At 66.5% G+C, this 24,988-nt stretch carries 16 protein-coding genes; 8 read left to right on the plus strand and 8 right to left on the minus strand.

Annotation, left to right across the window (positions count from 1 at the left end):
• Positions 1–35: 35 nt before the first annotated feature.
• The 4 genes from GRI99_RS05200 to GRI99_RS05215 form a co-directional block, all read right to left on the minus strand.
• Positions 36–1,745, minus strand: coding sequence for a bifunctional metallophosphatase/5'-nucleotidase (locus tag GRI99_RS05200; protein ID WP_160770991.1), 1,710 nt, complete (start codon positions 1,743–1,745; stop codon positions 36–38).
• A 97-nt stretch (positions 1,746–1,842) separates the two neighbouring features.
• Positions 1,843–5,295: a TonB-dependent receptor gene (locus tag GRI99_RS05205; protein ID WP_160770992.1), complete on the minus strand. Its 3,453-nt coding sequence runs from the start codon at positions 5,293–5,295 to the stop codon at positions 1,843–1,845.
• Positions 5,296–5,517: 222 nt separating this feature from the next.
• Positions 5,518–6,441 carry an isopenicillin N synthase family dioxygenase gene (locus GRI99_RS05210; RefSeq protein ID WP_160770993.1) on the minus strand — a complete coding sequence of 308 codons (924 nt, stop codon included), beginning with the start codon at positions 6,439–6,441 and terminating at the stop codon, positions 5,518–5,520.
• A gap of 19 nt (positions 6,442–6,460) precedes the next feature.
• Positions 6,461–7,774: a NupC/NupG family nucleoside CNT transporter gene (locus GRI99_RS05215; RefSeq protein ID WP_202392959.1), complete on the minus strand. Its 1,314-nt coding sequence runs from the start codon at positions 7,772–7,774 to the stop codon at positions 6,461–6,463.
• 114 nt (positions 7,775–7,888) lie between these two features.
• On the opposite strand from GRI99_RS05215, the gene GRI99_RS05220 reads away from it, so the two are divergent.
• The gene (locus GRI99_RS05220) at positions 7,889–8,548 is read left to right on the plus strand and encodes a queuosine precursor transporter (protein ID WP_160770995.1); all 660 of its coding nucleotides are present in this window, start codon (positions 7,889–7,891) and stop codon (positions 8,546–8,548) included.
• Here the strand turns inward: GRI99_RS05220 and malQ are convergent, their stop codons facing one another.
• A complete protein-coding gene (gene malQ / locus GRI99_RS05225) occupies positions 8,549–10,456 on the minus strand; it encodes a 4-alpha-glucanotransferase (RefSeq protein ID WP_337192870.1) in 1,908 nt (635 codons plus the stop codon).
• Between the two features lie 213 nt (positions 10,457–10,669).
• On the opposite strand from malQ, the gene GRI99_RS05230 reads away from it, so the two are divergent.
• From GRI99_RS05230 to GRI99_RS05260, 7 genes are all read left to right on the plus strand, one after another.
• Positions 10,670–13,084, plus strand: a complete 2,415-nt coding sequence (locus GRI99_RS05230; RefSeq protein WP_337192871.1) for a glycogen/starch/alpha-glucan phosphorylase — start codon at positions 10,670–10,672, stop codon at positions 13,082–13,084.
• Positions 13,081–15,246 (plus strand): 1,4-alpha-glucan branching protein GlgB, encoded by a 2,166-nt coding sequence (glgB, locus tag GRI99_RS05235; RefSeq protein ID WP_160770997.1) that lies wholly within the window; start codon positions 13,081–13,083, stop codon positions 15,244–15,246. The genes GRI99_RS05230 and glgB overlap by 4 nt, the downstream gene beginning before the upstream one ends.
• Positions 15,247–15,270: 24 nt before the next feature.
• Positions 15,271–16,530, plus strand: coding sequence for a glucose-1-phosphate adenylyltransferase (gene glgC / locus GRI99_RS05240; protein ID WP_160770998.1), 1,260 nt, complete (start codon positions 15,271–15,273; stop codon positions 16,528–16,530).
• Positions 16,527–17,978 (plus strand): glycogen synthase GlgA, encoded by a 1,452-nt coding sequence (glgA, locus tag GRI99_RS05245; RefSeq protein ID WP_160770999.1) that lies wholly within the window; start codon positions 16,527–16,529, stop codon positions 17,976–17,978. The genes glgC and glgA overlap by 4 nt, the downstream gene beginning before the upstream one ends.
• Before the next feature lie 17 nt (positions 17,979–17,995).
• Positions 17,996–19,606, plus strand: coding sequence for an alpha-D-glucose phosphate-specific phosphoglucomutase (locus GRI99_RS05250; protein ID WP_237438209.1), 1,611 nt, complete (start codon positions 17,996–17,998; stop codon positions 19,604–19,606).
• Positions 19,603–21,429, plus strand: coding sequence for a glycogen debranching protein GlgX (glgX, locus tag GRI99_RS05255; RefSeq protein WP_160771001.1), 1,827 nt, complete (start codon positions 19,603–19,605; stop codon positions 21,427–21,429). The genes GRI99_RS05250 and glgX overlap by 4 nt, the downstream gene beginning before the upstream one ends.
• A 79-nt stretch (positions 21,430–21,508) precedes the next feature.
• Positions 21,509–21,904: a response regulator gene (locus GRI99_RS05260; protein ID WP_160771002.1), complete on the plus strand. Its 396-nt coding sequence runs from the start codon at positions 21,509–21,511 to the stop codon at positions 21,902–21,904.
• An 18-nt stretch (positions 21,905–21,922) separates the two neighbouring features.
• Here the strand turns inward: GRI99_RS05260 and GRI99_RS05265 are convergent, their stop codons facing one another.
• The 3 genes from GRI99_RS05265 to arsB form a co-directional block, all read right to left on the minus strand.
• Positions 21,923–22,969, minus strand: coding sequence for a sensor histidine kinase (locus GRI99_RS05265; RefSeq protein ID WP_237438157.1), 1,047 nt, complete (start codon positions 22,967–22,969; stop codon positions 21,923–21,925).
• Between the two features lie 190 nt (positions 22,970–23,159).
• Entirely contained in the window at positions 23,160–23,924 is a 765-nt protein-coding gene (gene arsH / locus GRI99_RS05270) for an arsenical resistance protein ArsH (protein WP_160771003.1), read from the minus strand.
• Entirely contained in the window at positions 23,921–24,988 is a 1,068-nt protein-coding gene (arsB, locus tag GRI99_RS05275; RefSeq protein ID WP_160771004.1) for an ACR3 family arsenite efflux transporter, read from the minus strand. Before arsB ends, arsH begins: the two co-directional genes overlap by 4 nt.

The raw sequence follows: 24,988 nt of genomic DNA on the forward strand, positions 1-24,988 counted from the left end.
AAGAATAATTTGCGGGGCTGGTCGCGATTGCGTGCTCAGAGCGCGGTCAGGTCGCGCAGGCGGCCGCAGGAGGGGATGGTGACGCCGCCGGCAAGATAGGCTTCCAGCGCATCGAGATCGACTCCCGCCTCGCCCACGGTGCGACGCTGCACCAGGCTGGCGAACCCGTCGCCCCCGTTGGCCAGGAAATTGTTGAACACCACTTGGTAGCGTTCCTCCGGGTTAATCGGCACGCCATCCAGCCGGATGGCGGTAACGCGATCCCCCTGCGGCCGGTTGCGATCATAGCTGTAGGTCAGCGTGCTAGACGGGGCTAGCAGGGTGGAACAGGGCGTTGCCGGTCCCTCGTTGCAGAACTGCTCCTCCAGCGCCTGGCGCAACTCAAGTCCGGTCAGCTCAAGCACCTGCAACGTGTTGCCGAACGGCTGCATGGCGAAGATCTCGCCATAGGTGAGCTGCCCATCGGCCGCGCTGTCCAGGTTGGTTCGCACGCCGCTGGTGTTGATGAAAGCGGCGTCGATGCCTTCACCCAGCGCGGAGCGGGCGGCGGAAAGCTGGGCATCGGCCACCAGGTTGGCGGCGGGGGTTTCGGCGCAGTTCTCGTCCGCAGCGCCGGAAGGGGTCACGGTGCCCACCACGCGCGCGGCCAGTGGCTCGGCAGCGGTAACATAGCGGTCGACCAGCGCGGCGACATCGGCCCGCGTGCCCAAGGTGCCGTTGACCGGCACGTTCACGGCGCTGATATCCGCCACCCGGCGCGCCGCCGGGTCCCAGGTGAGGCGGATGTCGGTCACGAATCCGCCATAGCGGCCCGCGCTGGAAAGCAGGCGCGGCGGGCCCCCGGCCCCGTCAATCCGGCAGATGTACGACATGTGTGTGTGGCCCGAGACGACCAGGCTGATCGCCGGGTCCAGACGTTCCACGATCGGCACGATCGGCCCGCTGAGGTTCGGGCAGCCGGAAAGGTTCTGCGTCGGGTCCACCCGGCCGCCTTCGTGGATCAGCAGCACCACCGTGTCGGCCCCCTGCGCGGTCAGATCGCGCGCCAGCCGATTGGCGGCATCGGCCTCGTCAGTGAAGCGATAGCCGCGGGTCATCGCGGGGGAGACCAGGGTGGCCGTGCCGGTCAGCGTCAGGCCGATGAAGCCCACCTTCACCGGCCCCACCTGCCGCAATGTGGCGCCGGGGAACAGGCTTCGCCCGCCGGTGTCGACAACGTTGCCCGCCAGATAGGTGAAGTCCGCACCGGCGAACGGCTCCAGCGCGCACGGTGTCCGCAGGGTATGTTGCTCGCATCCGCCATCCTGGATGCGGCGCAGTTCGGCCGTGCCGCGATCGAATTCATGGTTGCCGACCGAGGCCACATCCAGCCCGGCCATGCCCAGCGCCATCACGGAGGGTTCGTCCAGGAAGTTGGCCGAGGCGAAAGGCGAGGCGCCGATCAGGTCGCCGGCTGCCACGGTAACGGTGGCCGCCTGCCCCTGGCGCAGGGCATCCAGCCTGGCCGCCAGCCGCGCAGCCCCGCCCAGCGTCTGGCGCACCACCTGGCCATCCTGGCTGAAAGCGGTGGTGGAGGGCGGCACTTCCAGATTGCCGTGAAAGTCGTTCAGCGCCAGCACCTGCACCTCCACCGGGCCCTGTGCAACGGGGGCGGGCGCAGGCACGGTGACGCAGCCGGCCAGCAGGCAGGCGATGGCGGCGGCGATGGCAGAACGGCGGGCGGGCATGGCGGTGTGCGTCCTCATAAACTGGCAGGCTAGGGCATCGGGCGCCGCCGGAAAAGAGAAGGCCGCGGATGTCTTGCAACGCCCGCGGCCCTCGTAACGTTCACGTCAGATGCAATCAGAACTCGTAGCGGGCACCGATCTGAATTCGCCATGCCGAAGCGGAGGTGTTGATCCGCTCCTGATCATCCGGGTTGAAGTCGGTGATCACATAGCGGCCCAGGGCATCGAAGTTGCCGTCAACCAGATCGACGATCTGGCCGTCGCCAAACACGCCGCGCGACCGCTGGGTGTTCCAGCTGCTGTCGATGATGTTCAGCACGTTGTCGATATCGGCGAACAGCTCGATGCGGTCTTCGAGGCCGAAGAAGCGACCGGGCCCCGGCACTTCCTGGCTGATCCGCATGTCGAGATCGTACACCCAGTCTTCCGTGCAGGTATTGCGACCGATGGTGCGGCCTTCCCAGCCATCGGCGCAGCCCAGATCGTCGAGATAGGAGATCAGGCTGGCCACCGCCGCAGCGTTGCTGCTGGGCGACAGGTTGGGATCGTTCGGACCCGTGGGGATGTAGAGCCGCGCATTGTCGCTGCCCGACGCGGTGTCCATGAAGATCGCCGTGCTGCTGCCGCCGTCGAATGTCAGCGTGTACGGGCGGCCCGACTGGGCGCTGAAGAACAGCCCGAGCTGGGTGGAGTACTCTTCGAAGAACTCGTCACGGAAGTTGAACGCCGCAGTGAAGCGGTGGCGGGTCTCGTAGTTCGAGGTGCCGACATCGGGATTGTTGCGGTCGAACTCGCCCGATTCGTCAAAGCTGGACGTGGCGGTCGAGCTGTTCGCGTTGCGGAAGTTGTTCGAATCGGTGAACGCATAACCGAAGCTGACAGCCGTGCTGCCGTTCTCGGTGAACACGCCGCCGCCGAAGGTCTTCGACAGTATCGCCGAGACGATGTGGCTGTCATAGCTGGGGCCGTTGGTCAGCTGGATTTCGTCATCGCGGCTGGTGCCGAAACAGGCCGTGTTGACGTTGGTATAGCGCGGCGGGGTGCCGCCAGTGCCGATCAGCCGGGCGGTGCAGCCGGCGCGCGTCGGATCAATGGCGCGGTAGATCGGCCGGCCGTCGACGGTGTAGCCGCCGGCACCCAGGCGCGTATCGACCACCTGTGACAGGTCGACGAAGTTCAGCGGATCGACAAAGTGGCTGTAAACGTAGTCCACGTTTGCCCGCCAGTTGTCGAAGAAGCCGCCGCCCGCACCGAATTCGGTCTCGAAGCCAAGGTTGGCGCGCCACACGGTGGGCACCTTGAAGTTGGGATCGGTCGACTGGGTATCGGCCAGGCCTGCCGCCGACTGGGCCTGGGCCGCGGCGATCACGCAGGCCGGCATGCCGGTGAAGCTGCCGCCGGTCACCACGTCGAACTGGCCGTTCGCATCGCGCAGGCCGGCGCACTGGGTGGCCAGACTGGTGCCCGTGCCAGTGGAATAGCCATTGTTGGAGAAGGCGTTGGAGAAATACACAACCGGGTCACCGCCCGAGAAGGCACCAATGCCACCCTTGAGTACGGTGTTGCGCATGAAGCCTTCATCGTTGACTTCGTAGGTCAGGCCCAGGCGCGGCAGGAAGATCGGGTCCAGATCGCTGAACGAGACTGCGTTGGAGAAGCCGTAGCGGGCGATGAAGTTGGGGTTCTCGCGCGGGGCGCTGCCTTCATACCATTGCAGGCGGGCACCGGCGATCACGCTGAGCTGGTCGGTTGCCTGCCACTCGTCCTGGGCATAGAGCGACCAGATACGGCGGTTGAATAGGGCGCCGGCATCGGTGATGTCGCCGCTTCCGGTGGCCGAGATAAGCGCGCCGCCGTTGATGCCGCTGGCCAGGTCGTCCGCCGAGCCGAAGGCGTTGGGGGTGCCGCTGGAAGCAGCCACCAGACCCTGCTGGAAATCGGCCAGATTGCGGAAGAACAAGGTGCCGGTCGCATTCTGGGCGAACAGGTTGAACACCTCCAGGTCGTTCAGTTCGGCACCGATCTTCAGCACGTGATCGCCAGCCACGTAGTTGGCCTGGAACTTGTACTGGTAGAGCTCGGTATCGAGCTGGTTGGCCGAGCGCGACAGGCCGGGGCCGGTCGACAGCAACCCGTTCACGTCATCCGCGTTGCCGGAAATACCATCGGCGCCCGCGCCGCGCACGCCAACCACCAGGCGGACCGTGGGGGCATCCGACTGGGCTTCGCCGAAGCCGACCGGATCCTGCCGGTCATGCACCACCGAGCGGCTGACGCGCAGTTCGGTCGAGAACCGGTCGGTCCAGTCCGAGAACAGGCGGCCGGAGTAGTAGTTCGACAGCGTGCCTTCCAGCCCATAGCTGTTGAAGCCCGTCAGTTCGTTGCTGCCGGTGTCGGAATAGACGTTTTCTTCCTCCAGCCGCTGATAGCTCAACTCCAAGCGGTGGTTTTCGGCGATATAGGCATCAACGCGGGCGAAATAGCGCACACTGGATTCAGGCAGCGAGCGGGGATAGCCGCCGATGTCCTGGCCATAGACGCTGTTGGCGATCTGGGCGAACTGGTCGAACGTGGCCTGGTTGACGAAGCGCGCCTCGCTGGCGAAGCCGCCACCCGCAGGGCCGAAGTCGTTGCTGTCACCCAGGTCGGTCTGCTCGTAACCCACGAAGAAGAACAGGCGGTCCTCGATGATCGGGCCTGACAGCGTGGCACCCCAGCGCTTTTCCGAGAATGGCGCGGGCGTAAAGTCCTGCCCGTCCACGGTGGACCCGCGCAGGTTCTCGTCGCGGAAGGTGAAGAAAGCCGATCCGTGGAAATCGTTGGCACCGGACTTGGTCACCACGTTCACCAGACAGCCGGTGAAGTCGGAATATTCCACGTCGAACGGCGCAAACTCCACCGAAGTTTCGCGGATCACGTCAAACGGCAGCGGCAGGGCGTTGCGCGAGGCGAACGGGGTACCGTTCAGGCCGAAGCTGTCGGCCTGGGTCACGCCATCCACGGTGAAGGTGTTGGTGCGGTCGTTGCCGCCCAGGCACGAGATACGGTCCACGTCGCCCTCGCGGTCAAGGCTGACGCGCGGATCGATGCGGATGATGTCACGCACGTCGCGGTTGATGGACGGGAAGGCTTCCATCGTTTCGGTGTTGAAAGCCAGGCCCGGGCCGGTGGCGACCTGCACGGCCTGCACGCGGTTTGCGGTAACGGTGATGACCCCGCCGCCGCTCGATAGGGTGAACGTAAGACTGGTCGCGCCTTGCAGCGAGGTCTGGATGGCCGACACGGTCTGGCCTTCGAAGCCATCGGCTGCCGCCGTGACCGAATAGGGGCCGCCGGCAACCAGGCCGCTGGCGTTGAACGATCCGGTGGCACCGGTCACGAAGGTGCGGCTGACGCCGGTCCGCTCGTCGGTGATGGTGATGGTGGCATTGGCCACCGGGTTGCCCAGATCGTCGATCACGGTGCCTTCGATCGCGGTGGTGGTCTGCTGCGCCATGACCGGCGGGGCAATCACCGTGGCGGTGGCGATGCTGGCCAGGCTGGCTGCCAGGAAATACTTGATCTTCATTGGAAGGAGGCTCCCGTCATCTGGAACGTGCGTCTGGAGGACGGGAAAGGCCGCTATGGGGGCCTTGTGACATTGGCAAGACAGGCCGGCGGCGGCGCCGTTCCCAGTCGCCTTCGAAACGGCCCATAAAATTTCATTTGTAATGAAACTGATTAAAATTCAATCACTTCATCATGTTGCCGCATTGCAACACGAGTCAGAATTCGCAAACAAGTCCACTGTTTAGGCCAGTTTGATCTCCCGCAGGCGCTGCTGGAGGTAGTCCTCGGCAGTGATCGGCGGCAGCGGCGAATGGGCCGAGTCGACGAACTTTTCCATCGGCTCGATCAGGAAATCGGGCCGGAAATGCAGGAAGAACGGCATCGAGAAACGCGGCCGGCGGGCGGCCTCGCCAACAGGGTTTACGACACGGTGGCTGGTGGATTTCAGGTGCCCGTTAGTCTGCCGTTGCAGCATGTCGCCGATGTTAACCACCAGCGCACCTTCGGGCGGGGCCACGCTGATCCATTCGCCGTCCGCCGTCTTCAGTTGCAGGCCCGATTCCTCGGCTCCCAGCAGCAGGGTAATGGTGTTGATGTCCTCGTGCGCGGCAGCGCGGATGGCCCCTTCGGGCGCGCCGGGGGCGAGCGGGGGATAGTGCAGCAGGCGCATGACCGAATTGCCCTGGCGCACCGAGTCCGCAAAGAAATCCGGTGCCTCGCCCAGGCTGATGGCAATGGCCTGGAGGATACGCGCGCCGCTGGCTTCGAAGGCGCCGTAGATGTCCTCCATCGTCTCGCGGAAGCCGGGCACCTCGGCAGGCCACACGTTGGGGGCCATGAACCGTTCCAGCGGGTCGCCCGCCGGCAGGGTGCGGCCCACGTGCCAGAATTCCTTGAGGTCGACGTCCTGTGCGTCCTTCGCCTGCTCGGTGCCGAAGGGGGTATAGCCGCGCGCGCCCCCCGTCCCCTTCAGGTGGTAGCGGCGCTTTACCTCTTCCGGCAGGGCGAAGAATTCACGGCACAGCGCCCAGGCGCGGTCGATCAGATCGGCCGGGATGCCGTGATCGCGCACCACGCCGAAGCCGGTCTCGGCGAACGACCGGCCCAGTTCCTCGGCCACCTGGTCCAGCGGCCGGACGAGCGAGACGGAGGCGATGGTGGGCATTGCAGATAGTCCTTGAAACTCAGGCGGGAAGGAACAGGCCGGCCAGCGCCGCGCTCATCAGGTTGGCCAGGGTGCCGGCGGCCAGGGCCTTCAGGCCCAAGCGGGCAATCACCTGCCGCTGGTTGGGTGCCAGGCCCCCGGTTACCGCCATCTGGATGGCGATGGAACTGAGGTTGGCAAAGCCGCACAGGCTGAAGATCACGATCGTCCGGCTGCGCTCGCTCAGTGCCTCGGCGGGCAGGGCCTGCAGGTCGATGAAGGCGACGAATTCGTTGAGCACCATCTTGGTGCCGAACAGCCCCCCGGCAGTCTGCGCTTCGTGCCACGGGATGCCCAGCAGCAGCATGACTGGCGCAAGCAGATGGCCCAGCAGGCCCTGGAAGGTCATGTCCGGATAGCCGACGAGGCCGCCCAGCCAGCCCAGCAGGCCATTCGCCAGCGCCACCAGTGCCACGAAGGCCAGCACCATCGCGCCCACGGAAACCGCCAGCTTCAGGCCGGTCTGCGCGCCCTGGGCGGCCGCCTCGATGATGTTAGCGGCGCCTTCCTCGTGCTCCTCCAGCGTTTCGGCCACGGCCACTTCGTGCGGCTTGGCTCCGGCTTCGGTGATGGCGGCGGGCCCTTCGGAACTGATGCGCGCGTGCGGCAGCTCCAGATCTGCCGAATGGGTGTGGGCCGGCGGGGCATCATCGGGCATCATGATCTTGGCCATCAGGATGCCGCCGGGTGCCGACATGAAGGCGGCGGCCAGCAGGTAGGGGAGGTAATCGTTGCCCAGCAGGCCGGCATAGGCCGCCAGGATGGTTCCCGCCACGCCCGCCATGCCCACCGTCATCAGGGTGAAGATGCCCGATGGCCGCATTGCCGCCAGGTAGGGCCGCACCACCAGCGGGCTTTCCGATTGGCCGACGAAGATGTTGGCCGCCGCGCCCAGCGCCTCCACCCGGTCAATCCCGGTGATCCAGCCGATCGCCCCGCCCAGCCAGCGCACGATGCGCTGCATGATGCCCAGGTGATAGAGAATCGAGACCAGCGCGGCGAAGAAGATGATCACCGGCAGCGCGCCCACGGCAAAGGTGCCTGCCAGCGGGTTGTCCGCCGGCTGGCCCAGCAGGAAGGCGGTGCCTTCCCCGGCATAGGACAGCAGCGCCGCCACCCCGTCCGCCAGCGTCTGGATCACCGCCGCGCCGCCGGTGGTGCGCATGATCAGCAGGGCCAGCCCGGCCTGCAGGGCAAAAGCGGCCGCCACCACGCGCAGGCGGATCCGCCGCCGCCCGCTGGACAGGAGCACGGCGATGGCCAGGATCACCACGATCCCGAAAAGGCTGATCAATTGCGGATGCACGCCGGGATCCCTTGCGCGTTGGAAAGGCGCTTCATCGCGCTGCCTGCCGTAAAGGTCAACGGCGGGCTTGCCGGTTTCGCCGGGCAATCCTAGCAAGGCGCGATGAACGACAGCCTGGCCGCGCCTGCGAATCTTCCCGCCATTCCCCGCCCGCTGCTGATGCTGGCCCTGCTCTATGGCGGGATGACTTGCATCGCCGGGGTGCTGGGATCGAAGCAGGTGGCGCTGGGGCCGCTGGCGGTGGAGGCGGGGATTTTCCCTTTCCTGCTGCTTGTTTCGATCTCCAGCACGGTGGCGCAGCTCTATGGCCGCGCACTGGCCAACAGCGTGGTGCGGTTCGGCTTCGTGCCGCTGGTGACCGCCATTTTCCTGACCTGGGCCGTGCTGCAACTGCCGACCGACGAGGGGATGTACGAACCGGCCAAGGAAGCCTTCCCCATCATCCTGGGGCAGAGCGGGCGGCTGATGGTGGCCGGCATCATCGCTTATGGCGTGTCCATGTGGCTGAACGTGCTGCTGTTTTCCAAGCTGGCCGGCGTGGTGGGCCAGTTGGCACAGGTGCGCGGCGCGATTGCCTCGATGCTCAGCCAGGTGGTCGATACGCTGATCTTCATCACCGTGGCCTTCTATGGCGTGCGCCCGATCGGCGAGCTGTTGGCGGGCCAGGCGCTGGCCAAGGTGGTGCTGTCCGTGGTGTTCGTGCCGCTGGTGATCACCGTTCTGCTGGCGATTGCCAAGCGGATGGACGCCAAGGCCGCCTGATCAGCGCCGGGCCAGCGTATCGATCCGCATGCTGACAGCGGGATCGGCCAACAGGGCCTCAGTCGGCCCGGCCATGCGCCGCCGCCAGTTGGGGTGCTCCACCGTGGTGCCGGGCAAGTTGGGCTGCTCGTCCAGCCCCAGCAGGTCTTCCAGCGGAACGATCGCAAGGCCCGATGGCGCGCGGGCCACGTGGGCCACGGCGGCATCCACCACGGGATCGCTGTCCTGCGGGGCGGGGCGGTGATGCTGCCCGGTGAGTGAGGCCCACAGCAGGCCCCGGTCCCAGTCGCGCACGCTTTCCGCTTCCTGCCGCGAGGTGCCTTCGGGCAGGCGGCCCAGCGCGGCGGCCCAGTCCAGGTCGCGCCCGCGCCACCAGCCGGCCACGGTGGGGGTATCGTGGGTGCCGGTCATCGCCACCGACAACTCCGGATAGTCACCTGCGCCGATGAACCCGTCATCCGCCGCGCGTTCGAACCACAGCACGCGCATTCCCAGCATCCGCCTGGCGGTGATCGCATCCACGAAGCCTTTGGGCGCGGTGCCCAGGTCCTCGGCGATCACCAGCGCGCGGGCGCGGTGCGCTTCCAGCGCGGCCAGGCGCAGCAGGTCGGCGAAGGGATAGGTGATGTAGGCCCCGTCCGCCGCCGTGCCGCCCGCCGGGATCACCCACAGGCGGGCGAGGCCGAAGGCGTGATCGATGCGAATGCCGCCGGCATGGGCCAGCGCGTTGCGCAGCAGCGCGATCCACGGGGCATAGCCCTGCGCCTTCAAGCCCTGCGGGGAGAAGCTAGTCAGCCCCCAGTTCTGCCCGTGCGGACCCAGTGGATCGGGCGGCGCACCGATGCTGAGGCCGTGCAGCATGGCCCCCCGCATGGTCCAGGTGTCGCTGCCGCCGGGGCGCACGCCCACGGCCAGGTCAGCCAGCAGACCCACCGCCATGCCCGCCTCGCGCGCGCGCTGCTGCACCGCGTCCAGGCTGGTGCGGGCGAGCCACTGGCAGAAGCGGTGGAAGGCCACTTCCTGCGGATTATCGCGGGCGAATTGCGCCGCCGCAGCCCCGCGCGGATCGTGAAAGGCTTCCGGCCACTGCTCCCATCCGTGCAGCCCCTGCGGGCGGAAATAGCAATCCAGCGCATCGAACAGCGCGTGGAGCGACAGGGCTTCGCCGTGCGATCCACCTTCCTGGCCGATCGTAGCCTGGACCACCGGGTCAAGCGCGGCATAGAGCGTGCGCAGGTCGGCCAGCCGATGGGGCAGGGCTTCGCCCCATTCGATGAAATCGGCCCCTTCGTGCGCGGGCAGGGGCGAAAGGCCGGCCAGCTCCGGATCGGCCAGCGCGGTGTTCAGGAACAGGCGGCTGGAAGGGGAATAGGGGCTGAAGTCCTCGCCGGTTCCGGCAAACAGGGCATGCACCGGGCTGATCGCCACGGCCTGCGCGCCGCGGGCGGCAAAGGCCTGCACGGCGGCGTCGAGCTCGGCAAAGGTGCCGTAGGCCCCCGGCCGGTGCCCCCGCAGCGAGGGGATCTGCACGGCCGGCCCCCACATGCGGGCAGCGCCAAGATCGGCCGGCAGCGGGCAGGCAGTAGGGGCCACGGCCAGGGTCAGCGTGGTGGCCCCGGTGTGCAGCACGTAATAGCCTGGCTGGTCGATCGGCGGAAGCTGGCCGCCCGCTACCCGTGCGGTCACCGTGTTGCCGTCCTCGGCGCTGACTTCTACCGGGCCATCGGCCAGCGGCAGCGGCGTGGGCAGGCCAACCTCGCCCACCACCATGCGCGGCAGGGCGCTCTCCTGTTCCGCAATCACGGCCAGGCTGGCGGCAATCTGTGCGGGCGTGGCGCAGGCGTGCCCCAGCGCGGTCAGGACGGCGGCCAGCCGGTCATCGGCCACCACCATGTCCGCGCCATCCACGCTGCGCCATTCGCGCTGGACGCCGGCGGCACGGGCAAGATGGTGCAGGGGTTCGATAATGGCCTCCTTGCCGGATGAATCACCGGAAAATTCGTATGTGCCGCCAGATTGTGCATTGCAGCAAGGGCTTTGATCGGCGTAATCCCTCGTGCGGGAGAGCGACAGACTGTGCAACCCGGGCCTTGCACCCGGATCCGATGGAGAATGCCGTTAGTGCCCGCACCGCTTGACCCCCAGGCCCGCCTGATCGACCAGCACATCGTCGATGTCCTCAACCACCGGGTAGGCAAGGACGAACGCGCCGCCAAGCCGCATGACTGGTTCACCGCCACCGTGCTGGCCCTGCGTGACAAGGTGATCGACCGGTGGATGGAAAGCACACGGCGCACGTATGAGGCGCGCGGCAAGCGGGTTTATTACCTCAGCCTGGAATTCCTGATCGGCCGCCTGCTGCGCGATGCCCTGTCGAACATGGGGCTGACGCGCGAGATGGAAGCGGCGCTGCGCAGTCACGGGTTTGACCTGGCCGAGCTGGAAAAGCTGGAGCCCGACGCCGCGCTGGGCAACGGCGGGCTGGGGCGGCTGGCAGCGTGCTTCATGGAAAGCCTGGCCAGCCTGGATATCCCCGCCTACGGCTATGGCATCCGCTACAAGAACGGCATGTTCCGCCAGGCGATTGACGATGGCTGGCAGCGCGAACTGCCCGAAACCTGGCTGGCCCACGGCAACCCGTGGGAGTTCGAGCGGCGCGAAAGCTCCTACCTGATCGGCTTTGGCGGCGAAGTGCGCCCTTCGGGCGACGGGGTGGAATGGCAACCGGCCGAGCGGGTGGAGGCGATTGCCGTGGATACCCCGGTGGTCGGCTGGCGCGGCAAGCGGGTGAACACGCTGCGGCTGTGGACCGCACAGGCGCTGGATCCCATTCGCCTCGATGCCTTCAACGCCGGCGATCACTTGGGCGCGCTGAAGGAAGAGGTGCGCGCCGATACGCTGGTCCGTGTGCTCTATCCGGCCGATTCCAGCCCCGCCGGGCAGGAATTGCGCCTGCGGCAGGAATATTTCTTCACCAGCGCCAGCATCCAGGACATCGTGCGCCGCCACGTGCAATACGAAGGCGACGTGCGCACTCTGCCCGACCATGCGGCGATCCAGTTGAACGATACCCACCCCGCCGTTGCCGTGGCGGAGTTGATGCGGCTACTGGTGGACGTTCACGGGCTGGAGTTCGACGAGGCCTGGGGCGTTACCAAGCGGACCCTGGGTTACACCAACCACACCCTGCTGCCCGAGGCGCTGGAAAGCTGGCCGCTGCCGCTGTTCGAGCGGCTGCTGCCGCGCCACATGCAGATCGTCTATGCCATCAACAGCCGCGTGCTGCGCGAGGCGCACAAGGCGGGGCTGGACGGCGGGGCGATTGCCGCGATCAGCCTGATCGACGAGAACGGCGAGCGGCGCGTGCGCATGGCCAACCTGGCGTTTAGCGGCTCGCACAGCGTCAACGGTGTGGCGGCGCTGCATACCGATCTGATGAAGCAGACCGTGTTTGCCGATCTGCACCGGCTTTATCCTGACAGGATCAACAACAAGACCAACGGCGTCACCCCGCGCCGCTGGTTGCAGCAGTGTAACCCCGGACTGGTGGCCACGCTGAAGGACGCCATCGGCGATGCCTTCCTGGATGATGCCGGGAAGCTGGCCGATCTCAACGCAATGGCCGATGATCCCGTACTGGGCGAGCGGATTGCCGAGGTGAAGCGGGCCAACAAGGTGGCGCTGGCCGCGCACCTGAAAGACCTGACCGGCGTGCGCCTGAACCCGGATGCGCTGTTCGACGTGCAGATCAAACGCATCCACGAATACAAGCGGCAACTGCTCAACCTGATCGAGACGGTGGCCCTGTACGACCAGATCCGCAGCCATCCGGAACGCGACTGGGTGCCGCGCGTGAAGATCTTCGGCGGCAAGGCAGCATCGAGCTATCACAACGCCAAGCTGATCATCAAACTGGCCAACGACATTGCCCGGCGGGTCAATTCCGATCCATCTGTCGGCGGGCTGCTGAAGGTGGTCTTCGTGCCCAACTACAACGTCAGCCTGGCCGAACGGATCATTCCGGCGGCGGACCTCAGCGAACAGATCAGCACCGCCGGGCTGGAGGCCAGCGGCACCGGCAACATGAAATTTGCCCTCAACGGCGCGCTGACCATCGGCACGCTCGATGGCGCGAACATCGAGATCAAGGACCATGTGGGTGACGAGAACATCGTGATCTTCGGCCTGACGGCGGAGGAAGTGGCCGCCACGCGGACCGCAGGCTACAACCCGCGTGCGATCATCGAAGGCAACCGCGAATTGCACCAGGCGGTGCAGGCGATTGCCAGCGGCGTGTTCTCGCCCGACGATCCGCAGCGGTATGCCGGGCTGATGGGCGGGCTGTACGATAGTGACTGGTTCATGCTGGCGGCGGACTTCGAAAGCTATGCCAATGCCCAGCGTGAAGTGGACCGCCGGTGGGAAAATCCTGCCGGATGGCGCACCGCGGCCATCAAAAACATTGCCAACGTCGGCTGGTTCTCGTCTGATCGCACAATCGGCGAATATGCGCGCGAGATCTGGGGAGTGTTGTGACGCCTGACAGGGCCGCGATCGAGGCATTGCTGGCAGGAAAGCACGGCGATCCGTTCGCCCTGCTTGGCCCCCATGCCGGGCCGGACGGCACCTTCACCCGCGCCATCCTGCCGGGTGCGGAAGAGGTGGCCGCCTTCTCGATTCGCAGGGCCAGCCTGGGCAAGCTGGCGCGCGTGGATGATCGCGGGGTGTTCGAGGGGCACATCAGGGGCAAGCCCGGCCCTGTGAAATACCGCTGCCGGGGTGGCGGGGCGGAATGGTGGGTGACCGATCCCTACAGCTTCGGCCCAGTTCTTGGCCCGCTGGACGACCTGCTGTTTGCCGAAGGCAACCACTTCCGCCTGTTCGACAAGCTGGGCGCGCACCTGATCGAGCACCAGGGCGTGGCCGGGTGCCACTTTGCGGTGTGGGCACCCAACGCGCGGATCGTCAGCCTGGTGGGCGATTTCAACGACTGGGACCGGCGCCGCCACGTGATGCGCCTGCGCGCGGATATCGGTGTGTGGGAGATTTTCCTGCCCGATATCGACGCGGGCCGCGCCTACAAGTTCTGCATCACCGGCCCGGATGGCACGGTGCAGCCGCTGAAGGCCGATCCGTTCGCCTTCGCCGCCGAACTGCGCCCCTCCACCGCCTCGCTCACCGCGCGCCCTGCCAAGCCGGACTGGGGGGACGATGCCCACCGCGCGCACTGGGCCAGCGTCGATCCCCGGCGCGAGCCGATCAGCATTTACGAAGTCCACCCCGGTTCCTGGCAGCGGGACGAGAACGGCTGGTTCCTGAGCTGGGACACGATGGCCGAAAAGCTCATCCCCTATGTGGCAGACATGGGCTTTACCCATATCGAGTTCATGCCGGTGTCCGAACACCCGTATGACCCGAGCTGGGGCTACCAGACCACCGGACTATATGCGCCCAGTTCGCGCTTTGGCGGGCCGGACGGGTTCGCCCGCTTCATCGACGGGGCGCACCGGGCGGGCATTTGCGTGCTGATCGACTGGGTGCCGGCGCATTTCCCGGTGGACGAACACGGCCTGGCCCGGTTCGACGGCACGGCCCTGTACGAACACGAAGACCAGCGGCTGGGCTTTCACCCGGACTGGAATACCGCGATCTACAACTTCGGCCGGCGCGAGGTGGCCAGCTTCCTGATCAACAACGCGCTGTTCTGGGCCGAGCATTACCACGTGGACGGCCTGCGCGTGGATGCCGTCGCCTCGATGCTCTACCGCGATTACTCGCGCGAAGCGGGTGAATGGATTCCCAATGCCGAGGGCGGGCGCGAGTACTGGGAGGCGGCCGAGTTCCTGCGCGGCATGAACCGCGCGGTCTATGGCAGCCATGCCGGCTTCCTGACCGTGGCCGAGGAATCGACCAGTTGGCCGGGCGTCACCACGCCCGCGTTTGACGATGGATCCCGTTCCAACCTGGGCTTTGGCTTCAAATGGAACATGGGCTTCATGCACGACACGCTGCAATACATGGCGCGTGATCCGATCCACCGGCAGTTCCACCACGGCGAGATTACCTTCGGGCTGGTCTATGCTTTCAGCGAGAACTTCGTCCTGCCGCTGAGCCATGACGAGGTGGTTCACGGCAAGGGATCGCTGCTCACCAAGATGAGCGGGGATGACTGGCAGAAGTTCGCCACCCTGCGCGCCTATTACGCGATGATGTGGGGCTATCCGGGCAAGAAGCTGCTGTTCATGGGCCAGGAATTCGCCCAGCGCCGCGAATGGAGCGAGGAGCGCAGCCTCGACTGGGAGCTGCTGGATGCCTCCGCCCATGCCGGGGTGCGCGATCTGGTGCGTGACCTGAACCGCCTGTACCGCGAGAAGCCCGCGCTGCACGCGCGCGACTGCGAGGGCGAAGGGTTTGAATGGCTGGTGGTGGACGATGCCGCCAACTCGGTCTTCGCGTGGGCCCGCAAGTGCCCCGGCCAGCCGCCGGTCGCAATCGTATTCAACATGACACCGCAGGTGCATCACGATTACTGGTTGCGCCTGCCGCTGGATGGCGAATGGCGCGAGGTCCTGAACACCGACGCCGCGCACTATGGCGGCAGCGGGCAGGGGAACATGGGCAGCGTGCATGCCGGGCACGGCGGGGCAAAGGTGACCCTGCCACCGCTGGCCACGCTGTACCTGGAATATAACGGATAAGCTGGGGAGCAGGACACGATGCCGATGAGTGACAAGTATTCGCAGCCGCTGGCGCGCGATGCGATGGCCTATGTTCTGGCGGGCGGGCGCGGCAGCCGGCTGATGGAACTGACCGACAACCGCGCCAAGCCGGCGGTCTATTTCGGCGGCGTGTCGCGCATCGTGGACTTTGCCCTGTCCAACGCGATCAATTCCGGCATCCGGCGCATCGGCGTTGCCACCCAGTACAAGGCCCACAGCCTGATCCGCCACATGCAGCGCGCGTGGAACTTCATGCGCCCGGAACGCAACGAAAGCTTCGACATCCTGCCCGCCAGCCAGCGGGTGAGCGAAAACCAGTGGTACGAAGGTACCGCCGATGCCGTGTTCCAGAACATCGACATCATCGCCAGCCATGCGCCCAAGTACATGGTGATCCTGGCGGGCGACCATGTCTACAAGATGGACTACGAGCTGATGCTGCGCCAGCACGTCAACAGCGGAGCCGATGTCACCGTGGGCTGCCTGGTGGTGCCGCGCGCGGACGCGACCGGCTTTGGCGTAATGCACGTGGACGAGACCGACGCGATCACCGCCTTCGTGGAAAAGCCCAAGGATCCCCCCGGCATTCCCGGCCAGCCGGACATGGCGCTGGCCAGCATGGGCATCTACGTATTCGAGACGCAGTTCCTGTTCGACCAGTTGCGGCGCGATGCGGTGGACCCTGCCTCCAGCCACGATTTCGGGGGCGACATCATACCCTACATCGTCAAGCACGGGAAGGCCCAGGCCCACCGCTTCACGCAAAGCTGCGTACGTGCGGCGGAGGAGATCGGCGAATACTGGCGCGACGTGGGCACCCTCGATTCCTATTTCGAGGCCAACCTCGACCTCACCGACGTGGTCCCCAAGCTGAACCTGTATGATCGCGACTGGCCGATCTGGACCGACCAGATCGTGGCGGCCCCCGCCAAGTTCGTGCATGACGAGGACGGGCGGCGCGGGCAGGCGATCTCCTCGCTGATCAGCCAGGATTGCATCGTTTCGGGTGCGCTGGCGCGCAACAGCCTGCTGTTCACCGGCGTGAAGATGGGCAGCTTCTCCAGCGTGGAGCGCGGGGTGATACTGCCCTATTGCAACATCGGGCGCGGCGCGCGGCTGAAGAACGTGATCCTCGATTCCGGTGTACGCATCCCCGAAGGCCTGGTTGTGGGCGAGGACCCGGTGCTGGACGCGCAGCGCTTCCGGCGGTCCGAAAAGGGCGTGTGCCTGATCACCAAGGCGATGATCGCGAAGCTGGGATGATCAAGGTCCTCTCCGTCGCTTCGGAAGCCGTGCCGCTGGTGAAGACCGGCGGGCTGGCCGATGTGGCGGGCGCGCTGCCGGCCGCGCTGGCGGGCGAGGGGGTGGAGGTGACCACCATGCTGCCGGGCTACCCGGCGGTGAAGGCCACGCTGGCCAAGGGCACGCGCGCTGTGGCGAAGTGGGATGACCTGCTGGGCCATCCCGCGCGCCTGTTGGCCGGCAAGATCGACGGGAACAAGCTGCTGGTGCTGGATTGCCCGGCACTGTTCGACCGGCCCGGCGGCCCCTACCAGGCGCCCGATGGCGTAGACTGGCCCGACAACTGGCACCGCTTTGCCGCCTTTGCCCTCGCGGCGGCGGAGGTTGCCATGGGCTATGCCAAGGGTCGCCGGTTCGACCTGGTCCACGCGCATGACTGGCAGGCGGCAATGGTGCCCGCCTATATGAGCTATGCCGATCCGGCGCTGGCCTTGCCGAGCGTGCTGACGATCCACAACATGGCCTTCCAGGGCTGGTATCCGGCGCAGGTTTTCCCCCAGCTTGGCCTGCCCGCCGGGGCTTTCACCGTGGACGGGGTGGAGAGCTATGGCGGGGTCGGCTTCCTTAAGGCGGGGATGCAGGCGGCCAGTGCAATCACCACGGTCAGCCCGACCTATGCGGCCGAAATCCGCAGCGCTGAGTTCGGCATGGGGCTGGAGGGGCTGGTGCAGGCGCGCGGGGGCGATGTCAGCGGCATCCTCAACGGAATTGATCCGGCGGTGTGGCATCCGGCGCACGATGCCGCGCTGGCCACGCCCTACGATGCCGCCAGCCTTGACCGCCGCACCACCAACAAGCGCGCGGTGGAAGCGGCCTTCGGCCTCGACGAGGATGACGGCCCGCTGTTCACCGTGATCAGCCGCCTGACCTGGCAGAAAGGCATGGACGTGCTGCCTGCCGTGCTTGACCACCTGGTGGGCAACGGCGGGCGGCTGGCGTTGCTGGGATCGGGCGATGCGGCAATCGAGCAGTCCTTCCTGGCTGCCGCCACCCGCCACTCGGGGCGGATCGGCGTGCGCATCGGCTATGACGAGGCGCTGTCGCATCTGTTGCAGGGCGGGGCGGATGCCATCCTGGTGCCCAGCCGGTTCGAACCCTGCGGCCTCACCCAGCTCTATGGCCTGGCCTATGGTTGCCTGCCCGTGGTGGCGCGCACCGGGGGGCTGGCCGATACGGTGATCGACGCCAACCCCGCAGCGCTGGCGGCGGGCGTGGCAACGGGGGTGCAGTTCGATGGCATCAGCGAGCATTCGCTGCGCGCCGCGATCGATCGCACGCTGGCGCTCTATCGCCAGCCCGACACCTGGCGCCGCCTGCAGACCAACGGCATGGCCGCCGATTTCTCGTGGGCCGCCAGCGCGCGCGCCTATGCCGCCCTCTATCGCAGCCTGACAGGAGCCAAAGCTTGATCCGCACCCATGCGACCATGCCGTTCGATGGCCAGAAGCCCGGGACTTCGGGCCTGCGCAAGAAGGTGCGGGTGTTCCAGCAGGAAAACTACGCCGAAAACTTCATCCAGAGCGTGTTTGACGTGGCCGAGCGGCCGGCAGGGTCCACGCTGGTGATCGGCGGTGACGGGCGGTTCCACAACCGCACGGTGATCCAGGCGGCGATCCGCATGGCGGCGGCCAACGGCTATGCCAGGGTGCTGGTGGGTCAGGGCGGCATCCTGTCCACGCCCGCCGCCAGCCACGTGATCCGCAAGTATGGGGCCAGCGGCGGACTGATCCTGTCGGCCAGCCACAACCCCGGCGGGCCGGACGAGGATTTCGGCATCAAGTACAACGTGGCCAATGGCGGTCCCGCGCCCGAGGGCGTGACCGAGGCGATCTATCAGCGCACCACCACCATCGACCGCTGGCTGGATGTGGATGCGCCCGATGTGGACCTGGATACCATCGGCCCAACGCAGGTGGGCGGGCTGGCGGTGGAAGTGATCGACAGCGTGGCCGACTATGCCGCGCTGATGGAGGAGCTGTTCGATTTTCCCTTGATCCGCCGTGCGGTGGAGCAGGGCCTTTCCATGGCCTTCGATGCCATGCACGCTGTCACCGGGCCCTATGCCCACGAGATCCTGGAACGGCGGCTGGGCTTTGCCCCCGGCACGGTGCGCAACGGCGTGCCGCTGGAGGATTTCGGCCACCACCACCCCGATCCCAACCTGGTCCACGCCAAGGTTCTCTATGACCTGATGATGGACCCGGAAATGGCCCCAGCGCTCGGCGCGGCGAGCGACGGCGACGGGGACCGCAACCTGATCATCGGCAAGGGCCGCTTCATCACCCCGTCCGACAGCCTGGCCATGCTGGCCGCCAATGCCCACCTGGCCCCGGCCTATGCCGGCGGGCTGAAGGGCATTGCCCGGTCCATGCCCACCAGCGCTGCGGCAGACCGGGTGGCCGAGGCGCTGGGCATCCCCGCGTTCGAGACGCCCACCGGCTGGAAGTTCTTCGGCAACCTGCTGGATGCCGGCATGGCGACCATCTGCGGCGAAGAAAGCGCCGGGACGGGCAGCGACCATGTGCGCGAGAAGGACGGGCTGTGGGCGGTGCTGCTGTGGCTCAACGTGCTGGCAGCCACGGGCAAGAGCGTTGACCAGATTGCCCGCGAACACTGGGCGCGCTTCGGGCGCAACTATTACGCGCGGCATGATTACGAGGGCGTGGACAGCGCCGCCGCGCAAGGCGTGATGGCCGGGCTGGAGGCGGAACTCGCCACCCTTCCCGGCACGGCGGTGGGGCCGCTGGTGGTCGAACGGGCGGAGAACTTCGCCTATGCCGATCCCGTCGATGGGTCGACCAGCCGGAACCAGGGCCTGATCGTGGCGTTCAGCGGCGGATCGCGCCTTGTCCTGCGCCTGTCCGGCACGGGCACCCAAGGGGCGACCATCCGCCTGTACCTGGAACGGTTCGAACCGGCGGGGGGCAACCTTGATGGAGATACCGCCACCATGCTGGACGACCTTGTGCAGGCCGCCGAACACCTTGCGCGCATTGCCGCGCTCACCGGTCGCACGGCCCCGGACGTGATCACATGAGCGCAGAAATGGGCGCCATCGTGGCAGATGGCACCACCCGCTTCCGCGTCCGCTCTCCCCGGGCAGACGCGCTGTGGCTGTGCCTGTTTGCCGACGATGGCAGCGAGACGCGCCTGCCGATGACGCGCGACGAGGACGGCCAGCACTGGCTTGTGCAACTGGACGAGGACCTGACCGGCCAGAGCTATGGCTATCGCGCCGATGGCGAGTGGAATCCCGATGCCGGGCTGTGGTTCGATCCCGCCAAGCTGCTGGTCGATCCCCACGCCACCCAGCTTGATCGCCGCTTCACGCCCGACCAGGCGCTGACCGAGTTCGGCGCGGACACCGCCCACTTGGTCCCCCGCGCGGTGATCATGCGCGAATACGAAGGCTATCCCAAGGCTGCGCCGCTGTTCGAGCGCGGCGGGCTGGTTTACGAGGTGAACGTCCGCGCCTTTACCATCCAGCACCCCGATGTGCCGGAGGAACTGCGTGGCACAGTGGCCGCCATGGCCCATCCGGCGGTGATTGCGCACCTCCAGAAGCTGGGCGTAACAGCGGTGGAGTTCATGCCGGTAATCGCCTGGATGGACGAGCCGCACCTGCGCCCGCTGGGGCTGGTCAATGCCTGGGGCTATAACCCCATTGCCCCGATGGCGCTCGATCCCGGCCTGTGCCCCGGCGGCGTTCGTGAACTGCGCCGCACGGTGCAGGCGCTGCACGATGCAGGCATCGGCGTGCTGCTGGACCTGGTGTTCAACCACACGGGCGAGGGCGATGGCACCGGCAACGTCATCTGCCTGCGCGGGCTGGACGATACGGCCTATGCCCGCAGCGAGGACGGCGTGCTGCTGAACGATAGCGGCTGCGGCAACACGGTGGATTTCGGGCAGGACTGGATCCAGGAGCTGGCGCTGGACACCATGCGCCATTTCGTGGCCCGCTGCGGGATCGACGGTTTCCGCTTCGACCTGGCACCGATCATGGCCCGCAGCCCGGCGTTCGATCCGCAGGCGCCGATCTTTGCCGCCATGGCGCAGGACGAATGGCTGCATGACCGGGTGCTGATTGCCGAGCCGTGGGACATCGGCCCGGGCGGCTACCAGCTTGGCCAGTTCCCGGCCACCTGGCTGGAATGGAACGACCGTTTCCGCGATGACGTGCGCAAGTTCTGGAAGGGCGATGCGCCCATTTCGGTGCTGGCCACGCGGCTTGCCGGGTCGGAAGACGTCTTTTTTGACCTGCACGATGCGGGCCCGCGCACGGTCAACTTCCTGGCGGCGCACGATGGCTTCACCTTGGCCGATACCCTGGCCTATGCGGAGCGGCACAACGAGGCCAACGGCGAGGACAACCGTGATGGCCATGCCGACAACAATTCGTGGAACTGCGGGGTGGAAGGCCCCACTGATGATCCGGGCGTGCTGGCCGAGCGCGCCCGCACCGCGCGCGCCATGCTGGCCACCCTGTTTGCCTCTACCGGCACGATCATGCTGACGGCGGGCGACGAATTCGGCCGCACCCAGCAGGGCAACAACAATGCCTATTGCCAAGACAACGCCATCGGCTGGGTCGACTGGCAGGGCCGGGATGTGGCGCTGGAAGACTTCGTGGCCGATCTGTCCGCCATGCGCCGCGCCCACCTGGCCCATTTCGCCGCCCCGCCGGGCGAACACCGCTGGCAGCACGCTGACGGCAGCGACCTGTCGCCCGAGGAATGGAACGATATCGCCACGGATGTGTTATGCGTGGCTGTAGCCGCCGGTGAAGGACCCACATTCACCTTCGGCCGCCACGACCGCCGCGCGGAAATCGCCTGGGCGGATCGTGGTGCGGACTAACGATTCTTGCACGCTGGTGGGAACGCTTGCATGACCTGCACCGTTGAGGAAGCAACGGGGCATATTCTGGTAAGGTAAAATGGCTGACATTCTGATCGTCGAAGATGAAGTACTGGTTGCTTACGACATGGAAGCGACGCTGGAAGAATCCGGCCACCGCTGCGTGGGCATCGCACCCGATCTGAAGACGGCGGAGAGCTTTTTCGAAACCGCGATCGACCTCGCCCTGGTGGACCTCAACCTGCGCGACGGGCTGACCGGGCCGCAGATCGGCCTGAAGCTGAGCGCCGTGGGCGTCCCGGTGATCTTCATCACTGCCAACCCTGCGCAGATCGGTGATGGTGTGGCCGGTACCATCGGCGTGATCACCAAGCCGACCGACGACAAGACGCTGCTGGAGGCGGTGAACTATGCGCTCAGCCGCAAGCACGGCTTCGAGGCACAGCCACCCGCCAGCCTCAAGCTGTTTGGCTGACGCGCATTCTGCGATGGCTTAGCGTGCCAGCGCCCGCATGTTCACGCGGGCCAGCGCTTCCAGCCCCTCGCGCGACCACTGGCGGCTCAGCGTGCCGCCAAGCTGGTGCACCACGCTCATTTCCGCCAGGCGTGTGCCGAACCCGGCATGGGTTGGCACGCCTTCGATATGCGGCCCACCGCGTTCCACCCAGGTCAGCTCGCAGTCCTCACGGGCGCGGGTGATGGCAATGTCCACCGTGCCCTCGTCGACCGAGAGCGAGCCGTACTTGATGGCATTGGTGGCCAGTTCGTGGACCAGCAGGGCAATCGGCGTGGCCCCGCGGTCGTCGATCCGCACATCATCCCCGACGATGCGAATGCGCCCTTCGGACATGGCGACATAGGGGGACAACACGTCCTCGATCAGCGCGCGCAGGCTTTCGGTCTTGATCTGCGGCTGCGACTTCTCGGAATGCGGGCGCACCAGTTCATGCGCGCGGCCAAGGGCGGAAACGCGCGATTGCAGTTCGCCCGCAAATTCGCGGTGCTCGGGCTGGCGGCGGGCGGAAAGGCCGATCAGCCCGCCGATCACCGAGAAGATGTTCTTGATCCGGTGGCTCAGTTCGCGGCTCAGGATCTCGTTCTGCTCGGCCACTTCCTTCTGCTCGTGGATATCGGTGCAGGTCCCCATCCAGCGGATGATCTGCCCGTCACCCGCGCGCATCGGCATGGCCCGGCCCAGAACCCAGCGGTAGCGGCCCGAGCGATGGCGCAGGCGATATTCGATCTCGTAGGGATCGCCCGTTTCCAGGCAATGCCGCCAGCGGGCCCAGGCGCGCTCCTGGTCATCGGGGTGGAACATGTCGTTCCATCCCTCGCCGTCGGTCGAGCCTTCGGGCACGCCGGTGAATTCGTACCAGCGGGCGTTGTAATAGTCGTGGAATCCGTCCGGCAGGGTGGACCACACCATGTGCGGAAAGGCATCCGCCAGGGTCTGGAACCGAAGATCGGATTCGCGCAGGGCGTTGCGGGCCGAGGTCAGCTCCTCCTCGTCCTGGGCGGCGCCATTGGTGTGTGTCGTCAAGAAAGAAGCCTCCAGGTGGCCAACGCGCCGCCCGCCGGGTGGTTCCGGCAAGGCGGCGGGTACCTCGGAAGAGATGGGCGTGGTGCTGGCTTAGCAGTTTTGCGCCCTGTTTGCGATCTGGCCGTCGGCACGCCGGATTGTGGAACCCAGCAGCACGCCTGCGAAGCCGAAATGCGGCTTGCAGGGCCCGTTATGGCTCGCCAGTCGAACCAGAAGTTGCCAGGCCAGCCGCCTCAACCGGCGTTGCAACCGGCTGGTCCCGTTCCTTGCGCTCGGAGTAGCGGTCCACCAGCTGTTCGGCATGCGGCCGCAGCAGCGCCGTGAACCGCACCAGTTCCTCCATCACGTCAACGATGCGGTCGTAATAGCTGGACGGCTTCATCCGCCCCGCCTCGTCGAACTCCTCGTATGCCTTGGCGATCGACGACTGGTTGGGGATGGTGAACATCCGCATCCAGCGGCCAAGGATGCGCAGGGTGTTCACGCTGTTGAAGCTTTGCGACCCCGCGCAGACCTGCATCACGGCCAGGGCCCGCCCCTGGGTGGGCCGCAGACCCTTGTAGGCCAGTGGCAGGTGATCGATCTGCGCCTTCATCACGCCGGTAATCTGCCCATGGCGTTCGGGGCTGCACCATACCTGCGCTTCGGACCACAGCGCATGCTCGCGCAGTTCATGGACCGCGGGATGATCGTCCCCTGCCACCTGATCGGGCAGCGGCAGGTCGCCGGGATCGAAGATCCGCGCCTCGCAGCCGAATAACTGGAGCAGGCGGGCCGCTTCCTCCACCGCGAGGCGGGAATAGGACCGCTCGCGCAACGACCCGTAGAGCAGCAGGACGCGGGGCGGCGGGTCGAGCGCGCCCAGGCCCAGCGCCGGTTGCCGGTGCAGGTATTCGGGTCGCAGGGCCGGCAGGTGTGCGGGATCAGAAAGGGCTCGCAAGCGCTGGAAGGTCATGCGCCGTCCCCCGCAAAGCGGTTGCGCGTGCGGTTGGCGATGGCCACCAGCGAGAGCATCACCGGCACTTCCACCAGCACGCCCACCACGGTTGCCAGGGCCGCCCCGCTGGACAGGCCGAACAGGCCGATGGCGACCGCCACCGCCAGCTCGAAGAAGTTCGACGTGCCGATCATTGCACAGGGCGCGGCGATGTTGTGCGGCACCTTCCAGGCAAAGGCCCAGGCATAGGCGATGGCGAAGATGCCATAGGACTGGATGATGATCGGGATGGCGATCAGGGCAATCAGCAGCGGGTTGTCAATGATCACGCCGGCCTGGAAGGCAAACAGCAGGACCACGGTGACCAGCAGGCCGATGACCGACCATGGCTTCAGCCGGGCGGTGAAGGCATCTACCGCTGCGGCATTGCCGGCGTGCGCAGCGATCACCTTTCTGCGGGTCAGGGCACCCGCCACCAGCGGGATCACGATGTAAAGCACGACCGAGAGCAGCAATGTCTCCCACGGCACCACGATGTCGGTCACGCCCAGCAGCAGCGCCACGATCGGGGCGAAGGCAACGATCATCACCAGGTCGTTCACCGATACCTGCACCAGCGTGTAGGCGGGATCACCCCTGGTCATCTGCGACCAGACGAACACCATGGCCGTGCAAGGCGCGGCCCCCAGCAGGATCAGCCCGGCGATGTATTGTTGGGCGTCATTGTCCGCGATGATGCCGGAATAGAGGTAATCAAAGAACAGCACCGCCAGCGCGGCCATTGTGAACGGCTTGACCAGCCAGTTGATGACCAGCGTGATGACCAGCCCCTTGGGCTTGCGGCCAATGTCCCTGATGCTGGCGAAATCGACCCCGACCATCATCGGAAAGATCATCGCCCAGATAAGTGCGGCGACGACGAGGTTGACCGACGCCACCTCCAGGCCCGCCAGGAGGCCGACAGTGTCGGGTGACAGATTGCCGAGTACGATCCCGCCGACGATCGCCAGGGCCACCCAGAGTGACAGCCAGCGCTCGAACAGGCCAAGCGGTGAGGCGGATAGCGGCGAGTCCTGTGCCAT

Source organism: Alteraurantiacibacter buctensis, from assembly GCF_009827655.1.
Lineage (GTDB): Bacteria > Pseudomonadota > Alphaproteobacteria > Sphingomonadales > Sphingomonadaceae > Alteraurantiacibacter > Alteraurantiacibacter buctensis.

Bases quoted from the DNA above. Each gene is read 5' to 3' on its own strand.
- GRI99_RS05200 (WP_160770991.1), bottom strand. From the start codon at position 1,745: ATGAGGACGCACACCGCCATGCCCGCCCGCCGTTCTGCCATCGCCGCC.
- glgA (WP_160770999.1), top strand. From the start codon at position 16,527: ATGATCAAGGTCCTCTCCGTCGCTTCGGAAGCCGTGCCGCTGGTGAAG.
- GRI99_RS05250 (WP_237438209.1), top strand. From the start codon at position 17,996: ATGCCGTTCGATGGCCAGAAGCCCGGGACTTCGGGCCTGCGCAAGAAG.
- GRI99_RS05205 (WP_160770992.1), bottom strand. From the start codon at position 5,295: ATGAAGATCAAGTATTTCCTGGCAGCCAGCCTGGCCAGCATCGCCACC.
- GRI99_RS05210 (WP_160770993.1), bottom strand. From the start codon at position 6,441: ATGCCCACCATCGCCTCCGTCTCGCTCGTCCGGCCGCTGGACCAGGTG.
- arsB (WP_160771004.1), bottom strand. From the start codon at position 24,988: ATGGCACAGGACTCGCCGCTATCCGCCTCACCGCTTGGCCTGTTCGAG.
- GRI99_RS05220 (WP_160770995.1), top strand. From the start codon at position 7,889: ATGAACGACAGCCTGGCCGCGCCTGCGAATCTTCCCGCCATTCCCCGC.
- glgC (WP_160770998.1), top strand. From the start codon at position 15,271: ATGAGTGACAAGTATTCGCAGCCGCTGGCGCGCGATGCGATGGCCTAT.
- arsH (WP_160771003.1), bottom strand. From the start codon at position 23,924: ATGACCTTCCAGCGCTTGCGAGCCCTTTCTGATCCCGCACACCTGCCG.
- glgX (WP_160771001.1), top strand. From the start codon at position 19,603: ATGAGCGCAGAAATGGGCGCCATCGTGGCAGATGGCACCACCCGCTTC.
- GRI99_RS05260 (WP_160771002.1), top strand. From the start codon at position 21,509: ATGGCTGACATTCTGATCGTCGAAGATGAAGTACTGGTTGCTTACGAC.